General features: G+C 64.7%; 18 protein-coding genes. 7 read left to right on the top strand and 11 right to left on the bottom strand.

The genetic code is table 11. The features are described 5' to 3' along the window. The first annotated feature begins 39 nt into the window (after window positions 1-39). Both HB634_RS00325 and HB634_RS00320 read left to right on the top strand, forming a co-directional pair. A complete protein-coding gene (locus tag HB634_RS00325) occupies window positions 40-2211 on the top strand; it encodes an AsmA family protein (RefSeq protein WP_213946931.1) in 2172 nt (723 codons plus the stop codon). Between the two features lie 133 nt (window positions 2212-2344). Then, the gene (locus HB634_RS00320) at window positions 2345-3241 is read left to right on the top strand and encodes a DMT family transporter (protein WP_213946930.1); all 897 of its coding nucleotides are present in this window, start codon (window positions 2345-2347) and stop codon (window positions 3239-3241) included. A gap of 319 nt (window positions 3242-3560) precedes the next feature. On the opposite strand, the gene HB634_RS00315 is transcribed toward HB634_RS00320, so the two are convergent. The 4 genes from HB634_RS00315 to orn form a co-directional block, all read right to left on the bottom strand. Further along, window positions 3561-4496 carry a 2-oxoglutarate and iron-dependent oxygenase domain-containing protein gene (locus HB634_RS00315; protein WP_213946929.1) on the bottom strand — a complete coding sequence of 312 codons (936 nt, stop codon included), beginning with the start codon at window positions 4494-4496 and terminating at the stop codon, window positions 3561-3563. A gap of 19 nt (window positions 4497-4515) precedes the next feature. Beyond that, entirely contained in the window at window positions 4516-5919 is a 1404-nt protein-coding gene (glmM, locus tag HB634_RS00310) for a phosphoglucosamine mutase (protein ID WP_213946928.1), read from the bottom strand. Between the two features lie 161 nt (window positions 5920-6080). Next, window positions 6081-6983, bottom strand: a complete 903-nt coding sequence (gene folP / locus HB634_RS00305) for a dihydropteroate synthase (protein WP_213946927.1) — start codon at window positions 6981-6983, stop codon at window positions 6081-6083. Window positions 6984-6987: 4 nt separating this feature from the next. Beyond that, window positions 6988-7554: an oligoribonuclease gene (orn, locus tag HB634_RS00300; protein WP_213946926.1), complete on the bottom strand. Its 567-nt coding sequence runs from the start codon at window positions 7552-7554 to the stop codon at window positions 6988-6990. A gap of 50 nt (window positions 7555-7604) precedes the next feature. Here orn and sbcB point away from each other — a divergent pair, with 50 nt between their 5' ends. Together sbcB and HB634_RS00290 are read left to right on the top strand one after the other, a co-directional pair. Then, on the top strand, window positions 7605-9035 hold the full coding sequence (gene sbcB, locus HB634_RS00295; protein ID WP_213946925.1) for an exodeoxyribonuclease I: 1431 nt from the start codon (window positions 7605-7607) through the stop codon (window positions 9033-9035). Window positions 9036-9043: 8 nt separating this feature from the next. Further along, a complete protein-coding gene (locus HB634_RS00290; RefSeq protein WP_213946924.1) occupies window positions 9044-9730 on the top strand; it encodes a DUF2461 domain-containing protein in 687 nt (228 codons plus the stop codon). A gap of 51 nt (window positions 9731-9781) precedes the next feature. On the opposite strand, the gene HB634_RS00285 is transcribed toward HB634_RS00290, so the two are convergent. From HB634_RS00285 to ligA, 3 genes are read right to left on the bottom strand one after another with little or no spacing between them, the layout of a single operon-like run. Then, entirely contained in the window at window positions 9782-10165 is a 384-nt protein-coding gene (locus tag HB634_RS00285; protein WP_213946923.1) for a VOC family protein, read from the bottom strand. Between the two features lie 2 nt (window positions 10166-10167). Next, entirely contained in the window at window positions 10168-11118 is a 951-nt protein-coding gene (gene epmA / locus HB634_RS00280; RefSeq protein WP_255548295.1) for an EF-P lysine aminoacylase EpmA, read from the bottom strand. Further along, window positions 11115-13496 (bottom strand): NAD-dependent DNA ligase LigA, encoded by a 2382-nt coding sequence (ligA, locus tag HB634_RS00275; RefSeq protein WP_213946922.1) that lies wholly within the window; start codon window positions 13494-13496, stop codon window positions 11115-11117. Before ligA ends, epmA begins: the two co-directional genes overlap by 4 nt. 97 nt (window positions 13497-13593) lie before the next feature. On the opposite strand from ligA, the gene HB634_RS00270 reads away from it, so the two are divergent. Both HB634_RS00270 and HB634_RS00265 read left to right on the top strand, forming a co-directional pair. Continuing rightward, complete coding sequence (locus HB634_RS00270; RefSeq protein WP_213946921.1) at window positions 13594-15069, top strand: MFS transporter; 1476 nt, start codon at window positions 13594-13596, stop codon at window positions 15067-15069. A 33-nt stretch (window positions 15070-15102) separates the two neighbouring features. After that, window positions 15103-16290: a cation:proton antiporter gene (locus tag HB634_RS00265; protein ID WP_213946920.1), complete on the top strand. Its 1188-nt coding sequence runs from the start codon at window positions 15103-15105 to the stop codon at window positions 16288-16290. Here the strand turns inward: HB634_RS00265 and HB634_RS00260 are convergent. Further along, entirely contained in the window at window positions 16229-17668 is a 1440-nt protein-coding gene (locus tag HB634_RS00260) for a deoxyribodipyrimidine photo-lyase (RefSeq protein WP_213946919.1), read from the bottom strand. The two genes, HB634_RS00265 and HB634_RS00260, sit on opposite strands and share 62 nt — an antisense overlap. Window positions 17669-17783: 115 nt before the next feature. Between HB634_RS00260 and HB634_RS23000 the strand changes: the two genes are divergently transcribed. Further along, complete coding sequence (locus HB634_RS23000; RefSeq protein WP_213946918.1) at window positions 17784-18233, top strand: glycine zipper 2TM domain-containing protein; 450 nt, start codon at window positions 17784-17786, stop codon at window positions 18231-18233. Between the two features lie 76 nt (window positions 18234-18309). On the opposite strand, the gene lpxK is transcribed toward HB634_RS23000, so the two are convergent. The 3 genes from lpxK to HB634_RS00240 are packed head-to-tail and all read right to left on the bottom strand — an operon-like array spanning window position 18310 to window position 21512. Continuing rightward, the gene (gene lpxK, locus HB634_RS00250; protein ID WP_213946917.1) at window positions 18310-19311 is read right to left on the bottom strand and encodes a tetraacyldisaccharide 4'-kinase; all 1002 of its coding nucleotides are present in this window, start codon (window positions 19309-19311) and stop codon (window positions 18310-18312) included. 3 nt (window positions 19312-19314) lie between these two features. Continuing rightward, window positions 19315-21087, bottom strand: a complete 1773-nt coding sequence (gene msbA / locus HB634_RS00245) for a lipid A export permease/ATP-binding protein MsbA (protein WP_213946916.1) — start codon at window positions 21085-21087, stop codon at window positions 19315-19317. Next, the gene (locus HB634_RS00240) at window positions 21084-21512 is read right to left on the bottom strand and encodes a biopolymer transporter ExbD (RefSeq protein WP_063571911.1); all 429 of its coding nucleotides are present in this window, start codon (window positions 21510-21512) and stop codon (window positions 21084-21086) included. Before HB634_RS00240 ends, msbA begins: the two co-directional genes overlap by 4 nt.

The raw sequence follows: 21512 nt of genomic DNA, 5'->3' as shown, positions 1-21512 counted from the left end.
ACCGGTTACCTCTGTCACCGTTATGGGAGTGGAGGCGACATGATGCGGCGTGGAAGGAAGATAGTGGCGTGGGTGGTGGGGATCCTGATCCTGCTCATCATCGTGATCATTCTGTTTATCGCCCTGTTCGACTGGAACAGGCTTAAACCGACGATCAACGAAAAGGTTTCCGAGGCCATCGGCCGGCCTTTCGCCATCAATGGCGACCTTTCGGCACACTGGTCGCGCGAGCCAGGCGAAGACGGGCTGGTCAGTCTGATTCCGTGGCCGCACTTCACCGCGCTCGACATCACGGTGGCGAACCCGGACTGGGCGAAGACGAAACAGTTCGCGACGTTGCAGTCCCTTGAGTTCCGCCTTTCGCCGTTCCCGCTTATCTCGCACCGCATCGTCGTGCCGGAGATTCGACTCGGTCAACCGGTTATCGACCTCGAGCGCGTGAAGAACGGCGACAACACCTGGACGTTCAAGATGCCCGAGAGCACGGGCCCGTCCGAGTGGCAGCTCGAGCTCAACGCCATTGCCTTCGACAAGGGTCACGTCGATTTCAACGACGCGACCAACCAGATCGCCATGGGTATTGACGTGACGCCGCTGGGCAAGGGCATTCCCTTCGACGAGATCATGGCGCAGCAGGAGAAGGATTCGCGCGCGCAGGCCGCGAAGACCAATGGCGCCACGACGAAGGCCATGGCCAGGAACGGCGCCGGAGACACGGATCGCCAGGACCAGACCAAGAAGAAGCAGGTGTACCAGTTCCAATGGGACGCCAAGGGTACGTACAAGAAGTCGACTGTCGAAGCCAAGGCGAAGACCGGCGGTGTGCTCGCGCTTCGCGACACGAATCGTCCCTTCCCTGTGCAGGCCGACGCACGCTTCGGTGACACTCATATTGCTTTCGTCGGCACGCTGACCGATCCGCTCAACGTGGGTGCGCTCGACATCCGCCTGTGGTTGTCGGGCACGAGCATGTCGCATCTCTACGATCTCACCGGCGTGACCCTTCCCGATACGCCGCCGTTCGCCACGGAAGGCCATCTCAAGGCCAACCTCAAGAAGGGCGCGAGCGTCTTCACCTATGACAACTTCACCGGCAAGGTCGGCGGCAGCGATCTCGGCGGCAGCCTCACCTTCAACACCGGTGGCCAGCGTCCGAGCCTGACCGGCAAGCTGAAGTCGAACCAGTTGCTGTTCTCGGATCTCGCCCCACTGGTCGGCGGCGGTTCCAACGCAGAGAAAACCGAGCGCGGCGACTCGGTGAAACAGCCCGACGACAAGGTGCTTCCGGTCGAGCCGTTCAAGACCGATCGCTGGAACGCGATGGACGCCGATGTCGAGTTCACCGGCGTGCATATCGTTCATGGCGATCGCTTGCCGGTCGACAACCTCTTCACCCATCTCACCATGAAGGACGGCAAGCTCGCCCTCGACCCTCTGAGGTTCGGCGTGGCCGGTGGCACGGTCGGCAGCAACATCCACGTCGATGGCTCCGCCACGCCCATGAAAGGCACGTTCAACATGGGTGCGCGGCATATGAAGCTGAAGGAGCTGTTTCCCAAACTGGCGCCGGGAGACACGACGCTGGGTGAACTCAATGGCGACGCTTCCCTGACTGCCGTGGGCAATTCGCCGGCGGCCTTGCTGGGCAGCTCCAACGGCGAGATCAAGTTGCTGATCAACGATGGCGCGGTCAGCAGTTCGCTGCTGGAACTGGCCGGCCTGAATGTCGGTAGCTATGCAGTGAACAAGCTGTTCGGCGACGAGACGGTCAAGATCAACTGCATGGCGGCGGACCTCGTGTCCACGAACGGCGATATGGATTCGAAGCTGTTCGCCTTCGATACGGAGAAGGCGCTGATCAATGTGACCGGCGACATCGACTTCAAGAGCGAGAAGCTCAATCTCGACATCGTGCCGCACACGAAGGGCTTCCGCCTGTTCTCGCTGCGCTCGCCGCTGTACGTGCACGGCACGATGAAGAACCCGTCGGTCGGCGTGCATCCGGGGCCGCTCATCCTCCGCGGCGGTGGTGCCGTCGCCCTCGCGGTATTCGCCGCACCGGTCGCCGCCCTCGCTGCCCTGGCCGTCCCCGAAAGTGGTAAGGCCGACGCCACCCAGTGCAAGCCGCTCCTCGACGATCTCAGGAGCGCTCCGCCGAAAGCCCCGCCCCCGGGCAAGACCCAGGCCCAGGCCGACGCAAAGAAGAAATAACGCTGACTGCCCTTGCATCCTGTAGGAGCCGATTCATCGGCGATGGTATCGCCCAGACGGTGGCCGCTGCCGCGGCCTTCGCCGATGAATCGGCTCCTACACAAGAACTGCGTTTTGCCGCAAGCTTGCGGGCATGCTGCCTTCCCGAAGAGCCCACCTCCAGATCCACTTCTGTGTCCTGCTGTGGGGCTTTACCGCCATCCTCGGCAAGCTGATCACGCTGGCGGCGTTGCCCTTGGTGTGGTGGCGCATGTTGCTGGTGTCGGCCACCCTGCTCTGTGTGCCCCGTGTATGGCGCGGGTTGCGTGCGTTGTCGCCGAAGCTGCTGCTTTCCTACGCGGGCATCGGCGTGATCGTCGCCCTGCACTGGCTCACGTTCTACGGCGCGATCAAGCTCGCCAACGCGTCCGTCGCGGCGACATGCATCGCCTTGTGCCCGGTGTTCCTCGCCGTTGTCGAACCCTGGGTAGCCGGTCGTCGCTTCGATCCACGCGAGTTGCTGATCGGTGCCGCCATCGTGCCGGGCGTCGTCCTCGTGGCGGGTGGCTTGCCGGGTGAGATGCGGCTAGGCCTGGCGATCGGTGTGCTTTCCGCGCTGTTCGTCGCTTTTTTCAGCGCGTTCAACAAGCGACTGATCGATCGGGCGGATGCACTCACGGTGACCTGCATCGAACTGGGTACGGGGACGTTGTTCCTTACCGTGTTGGCACCATTCATGGCGACGCCGGCCTTCGTCCTGCCGAGCCTGCACGATGCGTTACTGATGGTGGTGCTGGCGTATGGGTGCACGTTGCTGCCGTTCGCGCTGGCGCTGGCAGCGCTGCGACATCTGACGGCGTTTGCAACGCAGATGGTGACGAACCTCGAGCCGGTTTACGCGATCGTGCTGGCGATTCCGCTGCTGGGCGAGCAGCGGGAACTGGGCTGGACGTTTTATCTTGGCGTGGCGGTGATTATCGGTGCGGTGTTTGCGCATCCGTTGTTGCACCGGGGCGAGGCTGCTGCCCCGTCCGACCTGGTCGCGCCATAAGAAGAACCCGCACCCTGCAGCACCCTGCTCGGTAGGAGCCGATTCATCGGCGATGCCCTTTAGCCGCTGCCGCGGCATCGCCGATGAATCGGCTCCCACATGGGGCTGGCGATTAGCGGCGGCCGCCGCGAGAGGAAACCGTGCGCTGCCGACGCACACGTTCTGCCGCCGACCTTGTCGTGCCTTTCTTTCGTGAATTCGAGGGTGACGAACGCTTGGCTCGCAGTTGCGGGCTGGATGTCTTCACGGGGGTGCTCCGGAAACGGAACCGGGAGGGTCCATGGTGGACCCTCCCGGTAAAAAACCCGCTAAGGGTTCGTCAGATCAGTTTGATCTCGCGCAGACGCTCGAGCAGGTACTCGTGGGCCGTGATCGGCTCCGGGTAGCGCTTCGGGTTGTCGGGCGTGACACAGGACGGCAGCACGTCGAGAACGACGTCCGGGTTGGGGTGCAGGAAAAACGGCACCGAATACCGGGGCTTGCGCGCGTTGGCGTTCTGCGGATTGATTACGCGGTGCGTCGTGGACGGGTACACGTGGTTGGTCAGGCGCTGGAGCATGTCGCCGATGTTGACCACGATGGCGTCGCCTTCGGTGGTGATGGGCAACCAGTCGCCTTCACGCGTGAGCACTTCGAGGCCTTCGGCGCTCGCGCCGACCAGCAACGTGATGAAGTTGATGTCCTCATGGGCGCCGGCGCGCACATTGGGCACATCTTCCTGGACGATCGGCGGGTAGTGGATCGGGCGCAGGATGGAATTGCCCGAATCGATCTTGTCGTCGAAGAAGGTTTCCGGCAGCTCGATGTGCAGGGCCAGGGCGCGCAGCACGCGCGCGCCGAGCTGGTCCAGCGCTTCATAGATGCCGTAGCCCTTATCTTCGAAATCCGGCACTTCGGTCGGCCAGACATTGGGCGGCATGACGGCGGCGAACTTCGAGTCGCGCGGGATCTCGCGGCCGATGTGCCAAAACTCTTTCAGATCCGCGAACTTGCTGTCCTTTGCTGTCTCGACCTTGAAGGGCGTATAGCCCCGCGCGCCGCCACCGCCGGGGATGTGGTACTTGCGCTTGGTGTCGTCCGGCAGGGCGAAGAAGCGCTTGAACGCGTCGTAGGCGCCGTCGACAGCCTCGACAGGAATGCCGTGGCCGCTGATGCAGCAGAAACCGAATTCACGATAGGCCGCGCCCAGCTCGGCCACGAAGGCCTCGCGGTCGGTGTCGTAGCGGCGGATATCGAGGGTGGGAACCTTTTTCATGCGAAGTCCGGTGGAGGCGTCAGGCGGTCGCCTGAGCCGCCGATTTTACGGCGTCCGCCAGTCGCGCCGCCAGCCGTTCCACTTCGGCGGCATCGGCGGCTTCGATCGTCACGCGGACCAGCGGCTCGGTGCCCGAGGCGCGCAGCACCACGCGTCCGCGGCCTTCCAGAACGGCTTCGACCTCGGCGAGGACCTGCTTGACCGAATCGCTGCCCAGGGCCGCCTTGGCGCCCTCCACACGGACGTTGAGCATGGTCTGCGGCAGCTTGACCAGGCCGGCGCGGGCGTAGGCGAAGGTCTCGTTGTCGTCCGCCAGGGCTTCGAGCAGCGCCAGCGCCGCCACGATGCCGTCACCCGTGGTGAAACGGTCCAGGCAGAGCACGTGGCCGGACGTCTCGCCGCCCAGCACGCCGCCATGTTCCTTCAACTGCTGCAGCACGTAGCGGTCGCCCACGTTGGCCCGGACGAAGGGGATGTCCATCTGCTTCAGGGCGCGCTGCAGGCCGTAGTTGCTCATGAGGGTGCCCACCACGGGGCCCGGCAGGTTGCCACGGCGCTTCCAGTGGCGGGCGATGACGTAGAGCATGTCGTCGCCGTCGGTTACCGTGCCGTCGCGGTCGACGATGCGCACGCGGTCGCCGTCGCCGTCGAAGGCGATGCCGAGGTCCGCGCCCCGCTCCACCACGGCTTTCGCCAGGGCGGCCGGTTCCGTGGACCCGACCCCGTGGTTGATGTTGAGGCCATTCGGCTCGGCACCGATGGTGGATACGTCGGCGCCCAGCTCACGAAAGACTTTTGGGGCCACCTGGTAGGTGGCGCCATGGGCGCAGTCGAGCACCACGCTCAGGCCATTGAGGCTGAACTCGTCGGCCACCGTGGATTTGCAGAACTCGGCGTAGCGGGTCACCGCATCCTCGATGCGGCTGGCCTTGCCCAGCGCCTCGGAGGCGACGGTGACGAATTCGGCCTCGATCTCAGCCTCGATCTCGGCTTCCAGCGCGTCGTCGAGCTTTTCGCCCTGGCCGGAGAAGAACTTGATGCCGTTGTCCTGGTGCGGGTTGTGTGAGGCGCTGATCACGATGCCCGCGTCGGCACGCAGGGAACGGGTGAGGAAGGCCACAGCCGGGGTGGGCATCGGGCCGAGCAGGCGCACATCTGCACCGGAGGCGACCAGGCCGGCTTCGAGCGCCGACTCGAACATGTAGCCGGAAACGCGTGTGTCCTTGCCGATCACCACGGTGACCTTGCGGCCATGGTCGCGGCGGTCGGGACCGGCGTTCGGGCCCCTGCCGTCGGCGGCGCGGCGGCGCGCGAGCACGGCGCCGAGGGCCCGGCCGAGGCGAAGGATGAAGTCCGCGCTGATGGGATAGGTGCCCACGTGGCCGCGGATGCCGTCGGTGCCGAAGTATTTGCGCTCGCTCATGCTGATCATCCTGCCGGGGACGGAGAAGCATACTCCGACAGGGGCTTTAACCAGATATTCCAAAGGCCTGTAGCACTTTTGTGGGACTGGCCGAGTTGGCGCGAGCACCCGATCGCCGATGAATCGGCTCCTACAGAAGGGGATGAGGGTGGCGGCCGCTCTTAGTCGTCGTCGGGCCAGCGGGGCATCGAGGGCTTGTCGATGCGGGGGGCGGTATCGCCGGCTTTGACGGCGGCCCAGACGGCCAGGGCGTCGACCGTCGGGCCCACGTCGTGCACGCGGACCAGCACGGCGCCGCGCTGGACAGCGATCAGGGCGGCGGCCACGGAGCCGTGGACGCGAGCGGCCGGATCGGTGCGGCCGGTCATGGCGCCGATCATGGACTTGCGGGAGACACCCACATAGGCGCCCGCGCCGAGCTCGGCGAACCGGGCCGTCGCTCTCAGCAGGGCCAGATTGTGCTCGAGGTTCTTGCCGAATCCGAAGCCGGGGTCGACCAGGACGCGCTTGCGGTCGATGCCGGCCAGCTCGCAGGAGAACAGCCGATCGGTGAGAAAGCGGTGGACCTCGCCGACCACGTCGTCATAGTCCGGCGCGTCCTGCATGGCGCGCGGCTCACCCTGCATGTGCACCAGGCAGACCGGCACGCGCAGCTCGGCAGCGGTGTCCAGCGCGCCTTCGCGGCGCAGCGCGTAGACATCGTTGATCATGCCGGCGCCCGCGCCGACCGCGGCGCGCATCACCTCGGGCTTGGAGGTGTCGATGGACAGCGGCACGGTCGTCGCCGCGGCGAGGCGCTGGATCAGCGGCAGCACGCGACGAATCTCGTCTTCGGCGGAGACGTCGTCCGCACCGGGGCGGGTCGACTCGCCTCCGATGTCGAGCATGTCCGCGCCCTCTTCCACCAGCTTCAGCGCATGCGCATAAGCGGCGTCCAGGCTGTCGTACCGGCCGCCGTCGGAGAAGGAATCCGGCGTGACGTTGACGATGCCGACCACACGCGGCCGGTCCAGGACCAGGGCACGGCCGTTGCAGTCCAGTACGGTGGCGAAGGGGTCGTTCATGCGTTCAGCCCTGCTGGGTGCCCGCCATCGGGCCCATGAATCGACGGTAATAACGGAGCTCGTCGATCGAATCGCGGATGTCCGAGAGTGCCGTGTGCGCGGAGTCCTTGTTGAAGCCCCGTGCGATCTCCGGCGACCAGCGACGCGAAAGCTCCTTCAGCGTGGACACGTCGAGGTTCCGGTAGTGGAAGAAACGCTCCAGCTTCTGCATCTCGCGGTGCAGGAAGCGGCGGTCCTGGCAGATGGAATTGCCGCACATGGGCGACTTGCCGGGCAGGACCCATTTCTTGAGGAAGGTGATGGTGGCCTCCTCGGCCTGTTCGGGCGTGGCATCCGATTCCACCGCGCGGCCCCACAGGCCCGAGCGCTGGTGCTGGTTACGGTTCCAGGCGTCCATCTTCTGCAGGCGGGCATCGCTGTGCGAGATGGCGAAGACCGGGCCTTCGGCCAGCACGTTCAGATCCTTGTCCGTCACGATCGTGGCGATCTCCAGGATGGAGTCGTTGTCCGTGTCCAGACCCGTCATCTCCAGGTCGATCCAGATGAGGTTGTCCTCGTGTGCGGGCGTCATGGGTTCTCCTTGGAAGTACCGCGCAGTCTAGCGTATGCGATCATTCCCCGATGGCCGAACCGACCTTCTTCTGGCACGACTACGAAACCTTCGGCGCCGATCCCCGCCGGGACCGCCCCAGCCAGTTCGCCGGCATCCGCACCGATGCGGACCTGAACGTCGTCGGCGAGCCCCTGATGATCTACTGCAAGCCGCCCCGGGACATGCCCCCGCAGCCGGCGGCGTGCCTGATCACCGGCATCGCGCCGCAGCTGACCGAGCGCGAGGGCATGCGCGAGGCCGAGTTCGCCGCGGCGATCCACGAACAGCTGGCCGTGCCGGGCACCTGCACCGTGGGCTACAACTCGCTGCGCTTCGACGATGAATTCACCCGCCACCTCCTGTACCGCAACTTCTACGACCCGTACGGGCGCGAGTGGGAAAACGGCAATTCACGCTGGGACCTGATCGACCTGGTGCGCCTGTGCGAGGCCCTGCGCCCCGAAGGCATCGTCTGGCCGACGCGTGAAGACGGTAGCCCCAGCTTCAAGCTGGAACACCTGGCCACCGCCAACGGCCTGAAGCAGGACCGCGCGCATGACGCCCTCTCCGACGTGGAAGCGCTGATCGCCCTCGCCCGCCTTATCCGCCAGCATCAGCCGAAACTGTGGGACTGGTACTTCGCCCTGCGCCGCAAGCAACGCGTCTTCGAGCTGCTCGACGTGGCGGCGATGACGCCGGTCGTTCACGTATCCTCGCGCTACCCGGCGAGCCGCCACTGCCTCACGGTCATCGCGCCGCTGGCCGCGCATCCGTCACGCGCCGGCGAAGTGATCGTCTACGACCTCAGTGCCGATCCCTCCGACCTCCTCACGCTCGACGACGGCGACGTGGCCGACCGCGTGTTCACCTCGCGCGCCGACCTGCCCGAGGGCGTGGAGCGGGTGGCGCTGCGTACCGTGCGCGCGAACCAGGCGCCGGCGCTCGCGCCGCTGTCCGTGCTGAAGGGCGCCGATCACGGCCGTCTCGGGCTCGACATGGCCGCCGTGGAGCGCCACCTCGACATGTTGCGCAACGCCGAAGGCCTGGCCGAGAAGTTGCGCCGAATCTATGGGCAGGCAGCCTCGCTGCCACCCGCCGAGGATCCCGAACTCGCCCTCTACGGTGCCTTCCTGCCTGACGCCGATCGCCGCCTGCTGGGCGACGTGCGCGCCACGCCACCCGAGCAGCTCGGCACGCGCCCGTTCAATTTCCGCGATCCGCGTTACCCGGAACTGCTGTTCCGTTACCGCGCGCGCAACTGGCCGGACACGCTGAGTGCCGACGAGCAGGCCCGCTGGGAAGCCTTCCGCGTGGATCGCCTCACCCGGCGCAGTGCCCTGACCACGCTCACCCTCGACGACTACAACGCCGAACTCACCGCCTTGCGCGCCCTGCCCGGCTCGCCGCTGCCCCTGCTCGACGAGCTGGAAGCGTGGGGCCTCGAACTCGCACCGAACTGACCCGACCCATGGCCAAGACCTACTTCACGCCCGCGACGTTCCGCTTCTTCAAATCGCTGATGCGCCACAACAACCGTGAATGGTTCCACGAGCACAAGGACGACTACGAGAAACATGTGCGTGAGCCGTTCCTTGCGTTGATCGGCGACCTCGACGCCCCGCTGAAGAAGATCAGCCCGCACTACCGTGCCGATACGCGCAAGGTGGGTGGTTCGCTCTACCGCATCCATCGCGACACGCGCTTCGCCAACGACAAGCAACCGTACAAGGGCTGGCAGGGTTCGCGTTTTTTCCATGAGCGCCGCCATGAAATCCAGGCACCGGGCTTCTACCTGCACATCCAGCCGGACCAGTGCTTCGCGGGCGGCGGCATGTGGCATCCGGAACCGCCGGTGCTGAAGAAGCTACGCGACTTCCTTGCCGATAACCCGGATTCGTGGAAGCGGGCAACGCATGGAAAGGCCTTTCGCGAGCGCTTCGAGTTCTGGGGCGAGAGCCTGACGCGCCCGCCGCGCGGTTTCGATCCGAACCATGAGTTGATCGACGACCTGAAGCGGAAGAATTTCGCCGCCGGGCAGAATTTCGATGAAGCCCTGGCGTGTTCGTCGGAGTTGCTGCCCTTCATCGTCGACACGTTCAAGCGACTGGCGCCAATGGTCGACTACCTCTGCGCCGCACAGGAACTCGAGTTCTAAACACCCGCAAGCACCCCATCGCCGACGAATCGGCGCCCACACAGATCGACCTCAACGCTCACACAACTCGATCGGCAAATCATCCGGATCGGCGAAGAACGTAAACCGCTTCCCGGTGAACTCGTCTACCCGAATCGGCTCGCAAGTGACCCCACGCTCGCCCAACGTCGCCACCACCGCGTCGATATCGCTCACGACGAACGCGAGATGACGCAACCCCTGCGCCTCCGGCCGTGATGGCCGCTTTGGCGGCGTCGGAAAGGAGAACAGCTCCAGCTGGACGCCCGGGCTGACTTCGAGATCGAGCTTCCAGGAATCGCGCGCTTCGCGGTAGACCTCGTGGATGACCTTGAGGCCGAGGGTTTCGGTGTAGAAGGCCTTCGAGCGCGGGTAGTCGGCGCAGATGATCGCGACGTGGTGGATGGATTCGAGCATGTTCACGCTTCCGAAAACGGAAACGCCAACACATCGGCAATCGCGTCGGTATCCGCCAGGACCATCAACAACCGCTCGATGCCCAGCGCCACGCCCGCACACGCCGGCATATCGCCAAGCACCGCCAGCAAGCGCTCGTCCATCGGCACTTCCGCATCCCCACGCTGACGTCGTTTAGCGTTGTCGCCTTCGAACCGCGCGCGCTGCTCGGCCGCGTCATTCAGCTCGTGGTACCCGTTGGCCACTTCATAACGCCCCACATACGCCTCGAAACGCTCAGCCACCGGCGGGTCGCTCTTGCGAATGCGCGCAAGCGCGCACTGACTGGCCGGAAACTCCGAAACGATAGTGACCCGATCGCGCGGGAATTCCGGCTGGATGCGGTGCGTGAGCAACAGGTCCAGCCAGTCGTCGCGCTCCAGGCCTTCGCTGCTGATGTTTGCGTCGGCGAGCGGTTTCTTCAGCACCTCGATCGGATCCAGCAAGGCATCCACGCCCAGCGCATCGTGAAACAACCCACGGTACGTCGTTTCGACAATCTCGAACGTGCGCCCCGCGCCCAGCAGCAGCCGTTCGAGCAGGTCGATCACCTCGCGCGCCAGCCGGTTATGGTCCCAGCCCACGCGGTACCACTCCAGCATGGTGAATTCGGGATTGTGTCGTCCGCCCGCTTCGCCGTTGCGAAACACACGCCCCAACTCATAGCAGTCGCCCACGCCTGCGGCGAGCAACCGCTTCAGGGGAAACTCCGGCGAGGTACGCAACCAGCGCTCGCGCGCACCGGCATCCACGTGACCACTGAAGTTCGTGTGGAAGCTCTGGATGTTCGGGTCGGTATTGCCCGCGGCGGAGAGCATCGGCGTCTCCACCTCGAGCACGCCGCGCTCGCTGAAAAAACCGCGGATCGTGGCATACGTCTGCGCGCGCAGACGCAGCTGATTCATGTCGGTCATGGCGCCACACCGTGTTCGGTCAGCAGGGCCAGCAGGTCCGCTTCCGTATACACCGGCACGCCGAGCTCATTGGCTTTGTCCAGCTTCGAGCCTGCCGCTTCGCCGGCAAAAACGCCGGTGGTCTTCTTCGACACCGAGCCCGCCACCTTCGCGCCGAGCGACTCGAGCCGCTCGGTCGCGTCGTCGCGCTTGAGCGTCTCCATCGTACCGGTGATGACGTAGGTCAGCCCTTCCAGCGGCAGCGCGCTGGCGGCTTTCGCTGGCAGCGCCGCGGCCAGCGAGCGCATGGCTTCGTCGGCGCGTCGCAGTTCGGCGACGCGTTCGGCGTCGGCCAACAAGGCGGTGAGGTTCGAGGCGGCTGCCTGTGGCACGCCGGCGACGATCCACTGGTGCTCGCCCGCTTTCACCAGCGCGTCGAGGCTCGCGTAGTTCTTCGCGAGGATGCCAGTGCTCTTCGGGCCGAGCTTCGACACCTTGGCGGCATCGAGCAGCACGTCAAGCCCTAGCCGCTCACGCAGCTTGGGCGAAGGCGCGCCTTCATCGGCAAAGGTGATACCCGCTTCGAGCAAGGCGTCGACGACCTTCTGGTTGCCCTCCTGCTCGAAGAACGCCGCAATGGACGTCGCTACTTCATCGCCGATATCCGGCAGCACGCGCAACACCGGCGCCGGCGTGCGCCGCACGAAGTCCAGCGAGCCCAGCCACAAGGCCAGCGTCTTCGCGGTGCTCTCGCCGATATGCATGATGCCAAGGCCGAACAGGAAGCGCGGCAGCGTGGACTTCTTGCTGGCGTCGATCGCCTCCACCAGGTTCTCCGCCCACTTCGTGGCGACCTTGCCCTGCTTCACCGTCTCCGGCGTGGAGCCGTCGCGCTCGTCCGCCAGCGTCTTCAGCTTCACGAAGCGGTCGACGGTGAGCGCATAGAGGTCGGCCGGCGTATGCACCATGTCGAACTCGACGAGGGCATCGACGAAACGATCGCCGAGGCCGTCGATGTCCATGGCGCGGCGCGAGGCGAAGTGGATGAGCGCCTCCTTGCGTTGCGCCGCGCAGATCAAGCCGCCGGAGCATCGGTAAGCCGCTTCGCCTTCTTCACGCAACAGTTCTGAATCGCACACCGGGCAGTGGATCGGCATATGCCACGGCACCGTTCTTTCCGGACGGAGGTCTTCTACGACACGCGCAACCTCGGGAATTACATCACCCGCGCGACGTACAATTACTGTATCGCCGACACGCACGTCCAAACGCGCGACTTGATCGGCATTGTGCAGAGTTGCGTTGGTTACGATCACGCCGCCAACCTGCACTGGTTTAAGACGTGCAACAGGGGTCGCCGCGCCGGTGCGCCCGATTTGGATCTCGATCGCCTCGACCGTGGTCATTTGCTCTTGCGCAGGGAACTTGTGCGCGATCGCCCAACGCGGGGCTCGCGAAACGAAGCCCATAACCATTTGGCCTTCAAAGTCGTCTAGCTTGTAAACAACGCCATCAATATCGTAGGGCAGCCTGTCACGCTTCTCGCCGATCTTGCGAAAGTACGCAATGAGACCTTCGAAGCCAGTCGCCGTGGAAACTTCCGGCGAGATCGGAAAGCCCCATTTTCGCAATTGCATCAGCGTCTTTGAGTGACTCGACGGAAGGATGCCATTGTGGAACGCGCCAACGGAATACGCGTAGAACGAGAGGTCGCGCTTCTTCGTGACTGCAGGGTCGTGCTGCCTCAGGGATCCAGCGGCACCATTTCGCGGGTTAGCGAGGGTCTTTAGGCCGTGACTCAATGCGTACTGGTTAAATCGATCGAACGCATGCCGCCTCATTATGATCTCACCTCGGACCTCAAGTACGTCAGGCCAGTCATCCCCCCGCAACCGTTTTGGCACTGGCCTGACCATCCTGAGGTTCTCGGTCACGTCTTCCCCGACTTCCCCGTTCCCGCGGGTCGCACCTTTCACAAAAACGCCGAACTCATAGCGGAGACTAATGGCAAGTCCGTCGAGCTTCGGCTCCACGGAAAAGACTGGATTATCTCGACGAAGCTCTTGCTCAATCCTCTTTTCAAAGTCCGCTACTTCTTTGAATCTCTGGCGATCCGATTCTCCTGCCTGCTCGAAAGCGTTCGAAAGCGACAGCATCGGAACTTCATGGGTGACAGGGGGAAAACCGCCCAGGGCCCTAGGCCCAACACGCAATGAGGGAGAATCCGGCGTAATGAGCTCGGGGTTCTCGTCCTCAAGCTTCCAAAGTTCACGCACCAACTGGTCGTACTCCGAATCAGGAATATGGGGGTCATCCAGAACGTAGTACTGGTAATTTGCTTCCTCGATGCCTTCCCGAAGGAGTGCAGCGCGGGCAACCAGGGGCGAAACTTTAGACATGTGTGTAGTCCGTTAGGAACCGTGGCTTGCACAACCCTAAACTGTCGGACGAAGACGGCCTAATTGCAAGCTGTAGATAAGTTATAATCGATCGGCCATGCCAGCCCACGACGTCATCGACAGCCTCCCACCGACCGACGTCCACGCTCTCTCCACCGACCGCCCGGCACTGGCACCGGCGGAACCGTCGAGCAAGGCCCGCTACCGCGGACTCATCTGGCTCGTTTCGGCCGCTTTCTTCATGCAGGCGCTGGATTCGACGATCGTCAACACCGCCGTGCCCGCCATCGCGAACGCGCTGGATGTCGGCCCGCTGAGCATGCGCACCGCCCTGACCAGCTACGTGCTGACCCTGGCGATCTTCATCCCCATGAGCCCCTGGCTGTGCGACCGCTTCGGCACAAGGCGCGTTTTCGGCGGAGCGATCACGGTCTTCGCCCTCGGTTCGCTGCTCTGCGGCCTGGCGCAGACGCTGCCGCAGCTGGTGGCCTCGCGTATCGTCCAGGGCCTGGGCGGCGCCGCCCTGATGCCCGTGGGCCGCTACGTACTGGTACGCAGCATCGACCGGCGTGAATTCGTCAGCGCCATGACCACGGTGGCCACCTTCGGGCTGCTTGGCTCCGTGTTCGGCCCCCTGCTCGGTGGCGCGCTGGTGGAATTCACCAACTGGCGGCTGATCTTCCTGATCAACGTGCCGGTGGGCATCGTCGGCCTGCTGCTCAATCGTAACGAAATGCCCGAATACCGCGTGGAACAGGCCAACCGCTTCGACACCATCGGCTTCCTGCTCTTTGCGGGGTCGTCGGCCTTGTTCCTTATGGCCGCGGAGACCGTGGGTACGTCGGGCCACTGGCTGAGCATCGCCGGCTATGCCCTCGCCGCGGTGGCCTTTGGTGCGCTGTATGTGCGCCACAGCCGTCGCACGGCGCACCCGGTGAGCGACCTCTCCCTGCTCAAGGTGCGCAGCGTGTGGGTGTCGCTCGCCGGCAACCTGTTCACGCGGCTTGGCGTGTCCGGCATGTACCTGCTGCTGGTGCTGTTCCTGCAGATCGGCTGCGGCTGGTCGCCGCTGCACGCCGGCCTGATGATGGTGCCACAGGCGATCGGCTCGATCTCGGTCAAGCCCTTCATCCACCGGCTGCTCACGCACTTCGGCTATCGCAGGCTATTGCTCGGCAACACCATCGCGGTCTCTATCGTGCTGTGCTCGTTCGCGCTGCTCACGCCGGAAACGCCGATGTGGATCATCGCCAGCTTCGTCTACGTCTATGGCGCCTTCATGTCGCTGCAGTACACCTCGATGAACACGCTGGCGTACGTGGACCTGGATGTCCGCCACGCGGCCATGGCCTCGTCCATGGCATCGACGGCGCAATACCTGTCGATGAGCTTCGGCATCGCTCTGGCCTCGCTGCTGATGGGTGGCTTCCTCGGTTCCCATGACGCCCAGGGTTATGTATCGGCCTTCCGCTGGTCGGTGATCGTGCTGGGCCTGATCACTCTCGCCGCGAGCTGGGTTTTCAGCCGCCTACGCGACACGCGGGTTGCCACGGTCACCGACGCCACGGCATAAAGGGTACCCTCGGGAACGACAAGGAGTGACCCCATGCACGATTCCGCAGGCATCCTGCTGACCCTTTTCATCATCTTCGTCGCCGCGCAGATCGGCGGCGAGATTGCGCAACGCCTGCGTTTGCCGGCCGTGGTGGGCGAAATCGCCGCCGGTTGCGTGATCGGTCCCTCAGCGCTGGGCTGGATCAGCGTGCCGGATATCGCCACCGGCACCCCGCTGGATGTCCTCGCGGAAATCGGCGTCATCCTGCTCCTTTTCTCAGTCGGCCTGGAAACGCGGCTCGACGATCTGAAGAAGGTCGGTGCGAGTGCCTTCATGGTCGGCGTGCTCGGCGTGATCATCCCCTTCGCGTGTGGCGCCGTGTGGGCGCATGGCTCCGGCTTCGACTGGATCCGCTCGATGTTCGTCGCCGCCGCCTTCGTCGCCACCTCGGCCGGCATCACCGCGCGCGTGCTGCAGCAACTGGGTGTACTGCAACGCCGTGAAGCGCGGATAATCCTGGGCGCCGCCGTGATCGACGACATCTTGGCCATGCTCCTGCTCGGCATCGTGTCGTCGCTGCAAGGCGGCGGCGATGTCGATATCGGCGGCCTGGTCGGGACGCTGCTCGGTGCCATCGGCTTCGTCGCCGTGATCGGCTGGGGCGGCACGCGGGTCATGCGCCGCGGTTCCGGCTGGCTGGACAAGCCGAGCAACCCGATGTCGCCGCTGGCGATCGTACTGGCCCTGTGCCTGGGCCTCGCGTTCCTGTCGATGAAGTTCCACCTGGCCGCGATCATCGGCGCCTTCCTCGCCGGCATGATCGCCTCCGAGACCAGCCAGCGACACCAGCTCGAGGAGCAGACAGCACCCTTGCTGGCCTTCCTCACACCCTTCTTCTTCGTGGTCACCGGCGCCAAGGTGAACCTGTCGGCACTAGCCAACGCGAGTGCGCTGGGCATGCTCGCCGTGGTCACCGTCATCGCCATCGTCTCCAAGCTGGCCGGCGGTTACCTCGGCTCGATGTCGTTGGGCCGACGCGGTGCGCTGATCGTCGGCTTCGGCATGGTGCCGCGGGGCGAGGTAGGCGTCGTTATCGCGTCACTGGGGCTCGCGGCCGGTGTCTTCGACGAAACGATCTACGCCGTCATCGTCGCGATGTCCCTGCTCACGGCCATGGTCACTCCGCCGGTGCTTGCCCTGCTCCTGAAGGACCGCTCCGCACCGACTGATACGCCGTAAGCGCCTCATCCCGGCTGCGTCTGAGATCGACCAGCGGTCGCGGGTAGCCCGACTGTTTCAGGAAGGCCTCGTCCTCCCATGGCGCGTGGACGAGGCGACCTTTTGCATGCGCGAGCTCCGGCACCCACCGACGGATATACGTGCCGTCGGGGTCGAATTTCTCCGACTGTGTCACCGGATTGAAGATGCGGAAATACGGTGCGGCATCCGCGCCACTGCCGGCCACCCACTGCCAGCCCATCGCGTTGTTGGCCAGGTCGGCATCGACCAGCGTGTCCCAGAACCATTTCTCGCCGAGCAGCCAGTGCTGACGAAGATTCTTCGTCAGCAGGCTCGCCACCAGCATGCGCACGCGGTTGTGCATCCAGCCCGTGGCCCATAACTCGCGCATGCCGGCGTCGACGAGGGGGATCCCGGTCTTGCCTTCTTTCCAGCGCTTGAGCGCATGCGCGTCGCGTTTTTCCCAGCGGAAAGCGTTGAACTTCGGATTGAAGTTTTCCTTCGGCGTTTTCGGAAAGTGATACAGCAGATGGTGACCGAACTCGCGCCAGCCGAGCTGACGCAGGTAAGGCTCGACGTCGGCGCCGTTCTTTCGTTTCTTGACGCGCTCACGCAGGCCCTCCGCCACCTGGAGCGGCGAGATCTCGCCGAAATGCAGGTGTGGCGAGAGACGCGAGGTGCCGTGTCTGGCCGGTATGTCGCGACCTTCCACGTAGTGGCCCACGGCATCGTCGGCGAAGAGGTCGAGCATCTCTTGCGCGCCCTGCTCGCCCGGCGTCCATTCGGCGAAGCCGCTCGCCCAGTCAAGCGTCGGCATCAGGCCCAGTGCGTCGAGCGACGACGTTTTCGGCAATTTTGCCAGGTGCAGGGTCGACGGTTCTTCGACCGGGCCGACCGCATCGATGCGCGTGCGCAGGTTGCGCCAGAACGGGGTGAACACCCGGTAGGGCTCGTTCTGCTGGGTGGCGATGTCCCAGGGCTCACACCAGAGCGCGGCGTTGAACGAGGCGACCTCGATGCCGTCCGCTTCCAGCGCGCGTCGTACCACCTTGTCGCGGGCGATCGCTTTCGGTTCGTAGAGGCGATTGAAGTAGACGACTGTCGCGCCGGTGGCCTCGATGGCGGCGCGCAGGGCGTCAAGGCTGGAGCCCTGCAGGATCTGCAGGCTGCCTTTATGCCGGCCCAGGGAGGTGTCGAGCGCGTCGAGCGAGTGATGCAGCCACCAGCGACTGGCCGCGCCGGGCGCCCATTCGCCCTCCTCGTCGGGGGCGTGGACGTAGAGCGGCACCACCTTTTCGTGGGCAGCCACGGCGGCATGAAGGGCGGGATTATCTGCAAGACGCAGGTCGCGGCGGAACCAGAGGATGGCTGTACTCATCCGCCTAGTATCCACGGAATGCGTGAAGCCAGAATCGCTCCATCGTCGTTCAGCCGACATGCTTAGACTGTTCCCCATGCGGCTAACCCTGCCAGCCGCCCGAAAGGAGACCACCATGAATTTCAAGACCGTCCTCGGCATCCCGATGGCCGCCCTGCTCGCCACCGCGGCAGTCGCCCCCGTTTCGGCCGCCACGATTACCCGGTCCGACGGCATCTATGTCCGCTGCGACCAGTGCGGTGTGGTGCAGAGTATCGAGCGCAACGTCGTCCAGGGCCGTGACCACGGCACGGCAGGCGCGGTGATCGGTGCCATCGCCGGCGGCGTCCTGGGCAACCAGGTCGGCCGCGGCAACGGACGCAAGGTCGCTACGGTCGCCGGCGCGGTCGGCGGCGGCTTCGCCGGTAACGCCATCGGCAAGGGCGGCGGCAGCGAGAGCTACACCCTGCGCCTGAAGATGGGCGGCGGCGGTTACACGAATGTCCAGGTCGCCGATGCCTCGTCTATCCGCACGGGTGACATCGTGGTGGTAGACGAAAAGGGTAACGTCCAGCGCGTGCAGTAAGCGCCTGGGTGTTTCAATGAAAGGCCGGCCTTCGGGCCGGCCTTTTCTGTGGGAGCCGGCTATGCCGGCGATGGGGTTACGGCGACCTGGCTATCGCCGCTGAAGCGGCTCCCACACGGGCAGCTATCGCGTCGTAGAACGACTCGGGCAGCACCGCACGCACCGGCACACGCCACCAGTTTGCCCGTGCGAAGTCGCGGCACTTCACCGCGTCCTTGTCCGTCATCAGCACGGGGCAACCATCGGCGAAAGTAAAATCGTCGCGGGTGAATGCATGGTGGTCTGCAAAAGGATGGCCATCCACAGCAATGCCGTGCGCCGTAAGGCTGCTGAAGAAACGTGCGGGATTGCCGATGCCTGCGACGGCATGTGCGGGGCGTCCTGCGAAGTCCGCCAGTGGGGCGGTCAGCGACGGATCCGCCATATTGATCGCGACGCCACCTTCCAGTGCCATACCGATCTCCGCTCCGGCTGGCGTGCCGCTGTTGACCACAACGAAGTCGACATCGGCGAGGCGGCTCGCCGGCTCGCGCAACGGCCCGGCCGGAAGCAGATGACCGTTCCCCAGCCGACGCTCACCATCGATTACACAGATCTCGACATCGCGACCCAGACGATGATGCTGTAATCCATCGTCGGCAAGAATGAGATTGCATCCGGCGTCTATAAGCAACTGCGCCGCTTCCGGACGCTCGCGCCCAATAGCCACGGGTACGCCACTCTGACGAATGAGACTAGGCTCATCGCCGACCTTCGCAGGGTCGTCCTGGCCCGTGAGCAGATAGGGCCCACGCTCGCTACCGCCATAGCCGCGACTCACGACACCCGGAACGAAACCCCGCGCCGACATCGCTTCAGCCAACGCCACGATCAGCGGCGTTTTGCCGGTACCGCCAATGGTGATATTGCCGACGACCACGACCGGCACGGAAAGCCGAATCACCGCCGAAGGATCGTTGCGAAAGCCTGCCGCACGACGCCGCACAACAGCCCCGTAAAACACCTCCAGCGGACGCGTCCAGAGCGGCGGCTTCCCGCCGCCGTACCAATGTCGCTGCAGTGAGGCGCCGAGGCCCACCGCTTAGCTCGCCGCTTGCTCGTGGAACTGCATGCGGTGCAGGGCCGAATACTGGCCGCCGATGTCGAGCAGTTCGCGGTGCGTGCCGAGCTCGATGACCCTGCCCTGGTCCATGACGGCGATCTGGTCGGCGTGCTCGATGGTCGAGAGGCGATGGGCGATCACCAGCGTGGTGCGGTCGCGCATGAGGCGTGTGAGCGCGTCCTGGATCAGGCGTTCCGACTCGGTATCGAGCGCGCTGGTCGCCTCGTCGAGGACGAGGATCGGTGCGTTCTTGAGGATGGCGCGGGCGATGGCGATACGCTGGCGCTGGCCACCGGAGAGCGAGTTACCGCCCTGCCCGATCTGCGTCTGCAGGCCTTCGGGCAGGCGCTCGATGAACTCCATGGCGTTCGCGGCCTTCGCTGCCGCGGTGATGTCGGCTTCCGAGGCGCCAGCCATTTCGCCGTAGGCGATGTTGGCGGCCACGGTGTCGTCGAAGAGCACCACGTTCTGGCCCACCCAGGCGATCTGACGGCGCAGCGAGGGCAGCGTGTACTGCGAGTAATCGCGACCGTCGACGAGGATGCGGCCCTCGGTCGGCTGGTAGAAACGCGGCAGCAGACTGACCAGGCTGGACTTGCCGCTACCGGAGCGTCCCACCAGGGCCGTCACCGTACCGGGCTTGCAGACCAGATCCACGCCACGCAGGGCGACGTGGTTGTTGCGCTCGTACACCAGGTGGATGTTCTCGAAACGGATGTCGCCCTTGGTGCGAACGAGGTCTTCCGTGCCGGTGTCGATTTCCGCCGGCGTGTCGATGATCTCGAACAGGTCTTCGGCCGCCGTCACACCCTTCTGCAGGCTGGCCTGGATGCCGGCCAGACGCTTCAGCGAGGGAAGCATACCGCCCATGGCCGTGAGCACGGCGGTGAAGATGCCGGGGGTGATCGTCTCGATGACACCCGGGCGCGAGCCGAGGAACACCAGGGTGGCAAGCGCCACCGCGCCGACCGTCTGGATCGTGGCGCTGGAGGCGGCGCTGGTCGCGGAGACCTTGAGGTTGAGGCGGCGCTGACGTTCGGCGATTTCGCCGAAGCGATCGCCTTCGCGCGCCTGCCCGCCGTAGATGCGCACTTCGCGATTGGCCGCGACCGCTTCTTCGACGGCACTGGTCACGGTGCCCATGTTGCCCTGGATGCGCTTGCTGATCTTGCGGTAACGGCGACTGATCACCGTGACGATCACCACCACGCAAGGCACCAGCACGAGCAGTGCCATCGCGAGATAAGCACTCCAGTACAGCATGACGCAGAGCATGCCGACGACCGTGAGACCTTCGGTGATGGCTACCTTCAGCGAATCCGCCGAGGCCGAGGCGACCTGCTCACTGGTATAGGTGATGCGCGAGATCTGCTGGCCCGACGGCTCCTTGGCGAAGAAGGTCGCCGGCAGGCGCAGGTACGATGCGAAGACATCGATACGCATGGCCTGCACCACGTTACGACCCACGTAGGCGATGCCGTAGTCCGTCGCATAGGACGCGATGCCGCGTATGGCAAAGATCACGATGATCCAGATCGGCATCCAGAAGATCGTGTAGGGATCCTTCTCGACGAAGATCTTGTCGACCAGGGTCTTGAGCAAGCTGGTGAAAAGCGACAGGCATGCCGGGTCGATGATCATGCCGAGGACGGCGATGAGGCCCGCGGTACGGAAGCGACGCGTGTAACCGAGCAGGCGCTTATAGGTCTGCCAGGTCTTGGCGTCCCAGACCGAGACTTTTTCCTTGCTCACCGGGCCGGATCCGTCTCGCTCGGCGTGGTCGCGATCGACAGTCGGGTAAAGCCCACCTGGCCGAGCGCATCCATCGCGCGAACCACGTTCTGGTGCGGCGTCATCGCATCGGCGCGGATCACCACGAGGCGATCGCGGTCGTTACCGGCGACGCGCTCGATGGTCGCCTTGAGCGGCTCGATGCCCTCGCCCAGCACTTCGTCGCTGCCGACCGAGTAGTGACCGTCACGATCGACGACCAGGGTGAGCGCGTTGTCCGTGGACTCGCGCGCCTGGCTGTCGGCCTTGGGCAGGTTGACCTTCAGCCGGGAGTGCTCTACGAAGGTGGTGCTGAGCACGAAGAACATCAGCAGGGTCAGCAGCACGTCGATCAACGAAATGACGTTGATCTCGAAATCGTCCTCGCGACGGGAACCGATGCGCAT

Origin of the sequence: Luteibacter sp. dw_328 (assembly GCF_018449605.1) — a bacterium.
Classification (GTDB): Bacteria; Pseudomonadota; Gammaproteobacteria; order Xanthomonadales; family Rhodanobacteraceae; genus Luteibacter.
Note: the sequence above shows the minus strand (reverse complement) of the source record. Positions and strands in the feature narration are given on the sequence as shown.

Excerpts from the sequence above, each read along its gene's own strand:
- HB634_RS00325 (WP_213946931.1), top strand. The coding sequence starts at position 40 with ATGATGCGGCGTGGAAGGAAGATAGTGGCGTGGGTGGTGGGGATCCTG.
- HB634_RS00320 (WP_213946930.1), top strand. The coding sequence starts at position 2,345 with ATGCTGCCTTCCCGAAGAGCCCACCTCCAGATCCACTTCTGTGTCCTG.
- HB634_RS00315 (WP_213946929.1), bottom strand. The coding sequence starts at position 4,496 with ATGAAAAAGGTTCCCACCCTCGATATCCGCCGCTACGACACCGACCGC.
- glmM (WP_213946928.1), bottom strand. The coding sequence starts at position 5,919 with ATGAGCGAGCGCAAATACTTCGGCACCGACGGCATCCGCGGCCACGTG.
- folP (WP_213946927.1), bottom strand. The coding sequence starts at position 6,983 with ATGAACGACCCCTTCGCCACCGTACTGGACTGCAACGGCCGTGCCCTG.
- orn (WP_213946926.1), bottom strand. The coding sequence starts at position 7,554 with ATGACGCCCGCACACGAGGACAACCTCATCTGGATCGACCTGGAGATG.
- sbcB (WP_213946925.1), top strand. The coding sequence starts at position 7,605 with ATGGCCGAACCGACCTTCTTCTGGCACGACTACGAAACCTTCGGCGCC.
- HB634_RS00290 (WP_213946924.1), top strand. The coding sequence starts at position 9,044 with ATGGCCAAGACCTACTTCACGCCCGCGACGTTCCGCTTCTTCAAATCG.
- HB634_RS00285 (WP_213946923.1), bottom strand. The coding sequence starts at position 10,165 with ATGCTCGAATCCATCCACCACGTCGCGATCATCTGCGCCGACTACCCG.
- epmA (WP_255548295.1), bottom strand. The coding sequence starts at position 11,118 with ATGACCGACATGAATCAGCTGCGTCTGCGCGCGCAGACGTATGCCACG.
- ligA (WP_213946922.1), bottom strand. The coding sequence starts at position 13,496 with ATGTCTAAAGTTTCGCCCCTGGTTGCCCGCGCTGCACTCCTTCGGGAA.
- HB634_RS00270 (WP_213946921.1), top strand. The coding sequence starts at position 13,594 with ATGCCAGCCCACGACGTCATCGACAGCCTCCCACCGACCGACGTCCAC.
- HB634_RS00265 (WP_213946920.1), top strand. The coding sequence starts at position 15,103 with ATGCACGATTCCGCAGGCATCCTGCTGACCCTTTTCATCATCTTCGTC.
- HB634_RS00260 (WP_213946919.1), bottom strand. The coding sequence starts at position 17,668 with ATGAGTACAGCCATCCTCTGGTTCCGCCGCGACCTGCGTCTTGCAGAT.
- HB634_RS23000 (WP_213946918.1), top strand. The coding sequence starts at position 17,784 with ATGAATTTCAAGACCGTCCTCGGCATCCCGATGGCCGCCCTGCTCGCC.
- HB634_RS00240 (WP_063571911.1), bottom strand. The coding sequence starts at position 21,512 with ATGCGCATCGGTTCCCGTCGCGAGGACGATTTCGAGATCAACGTCATT.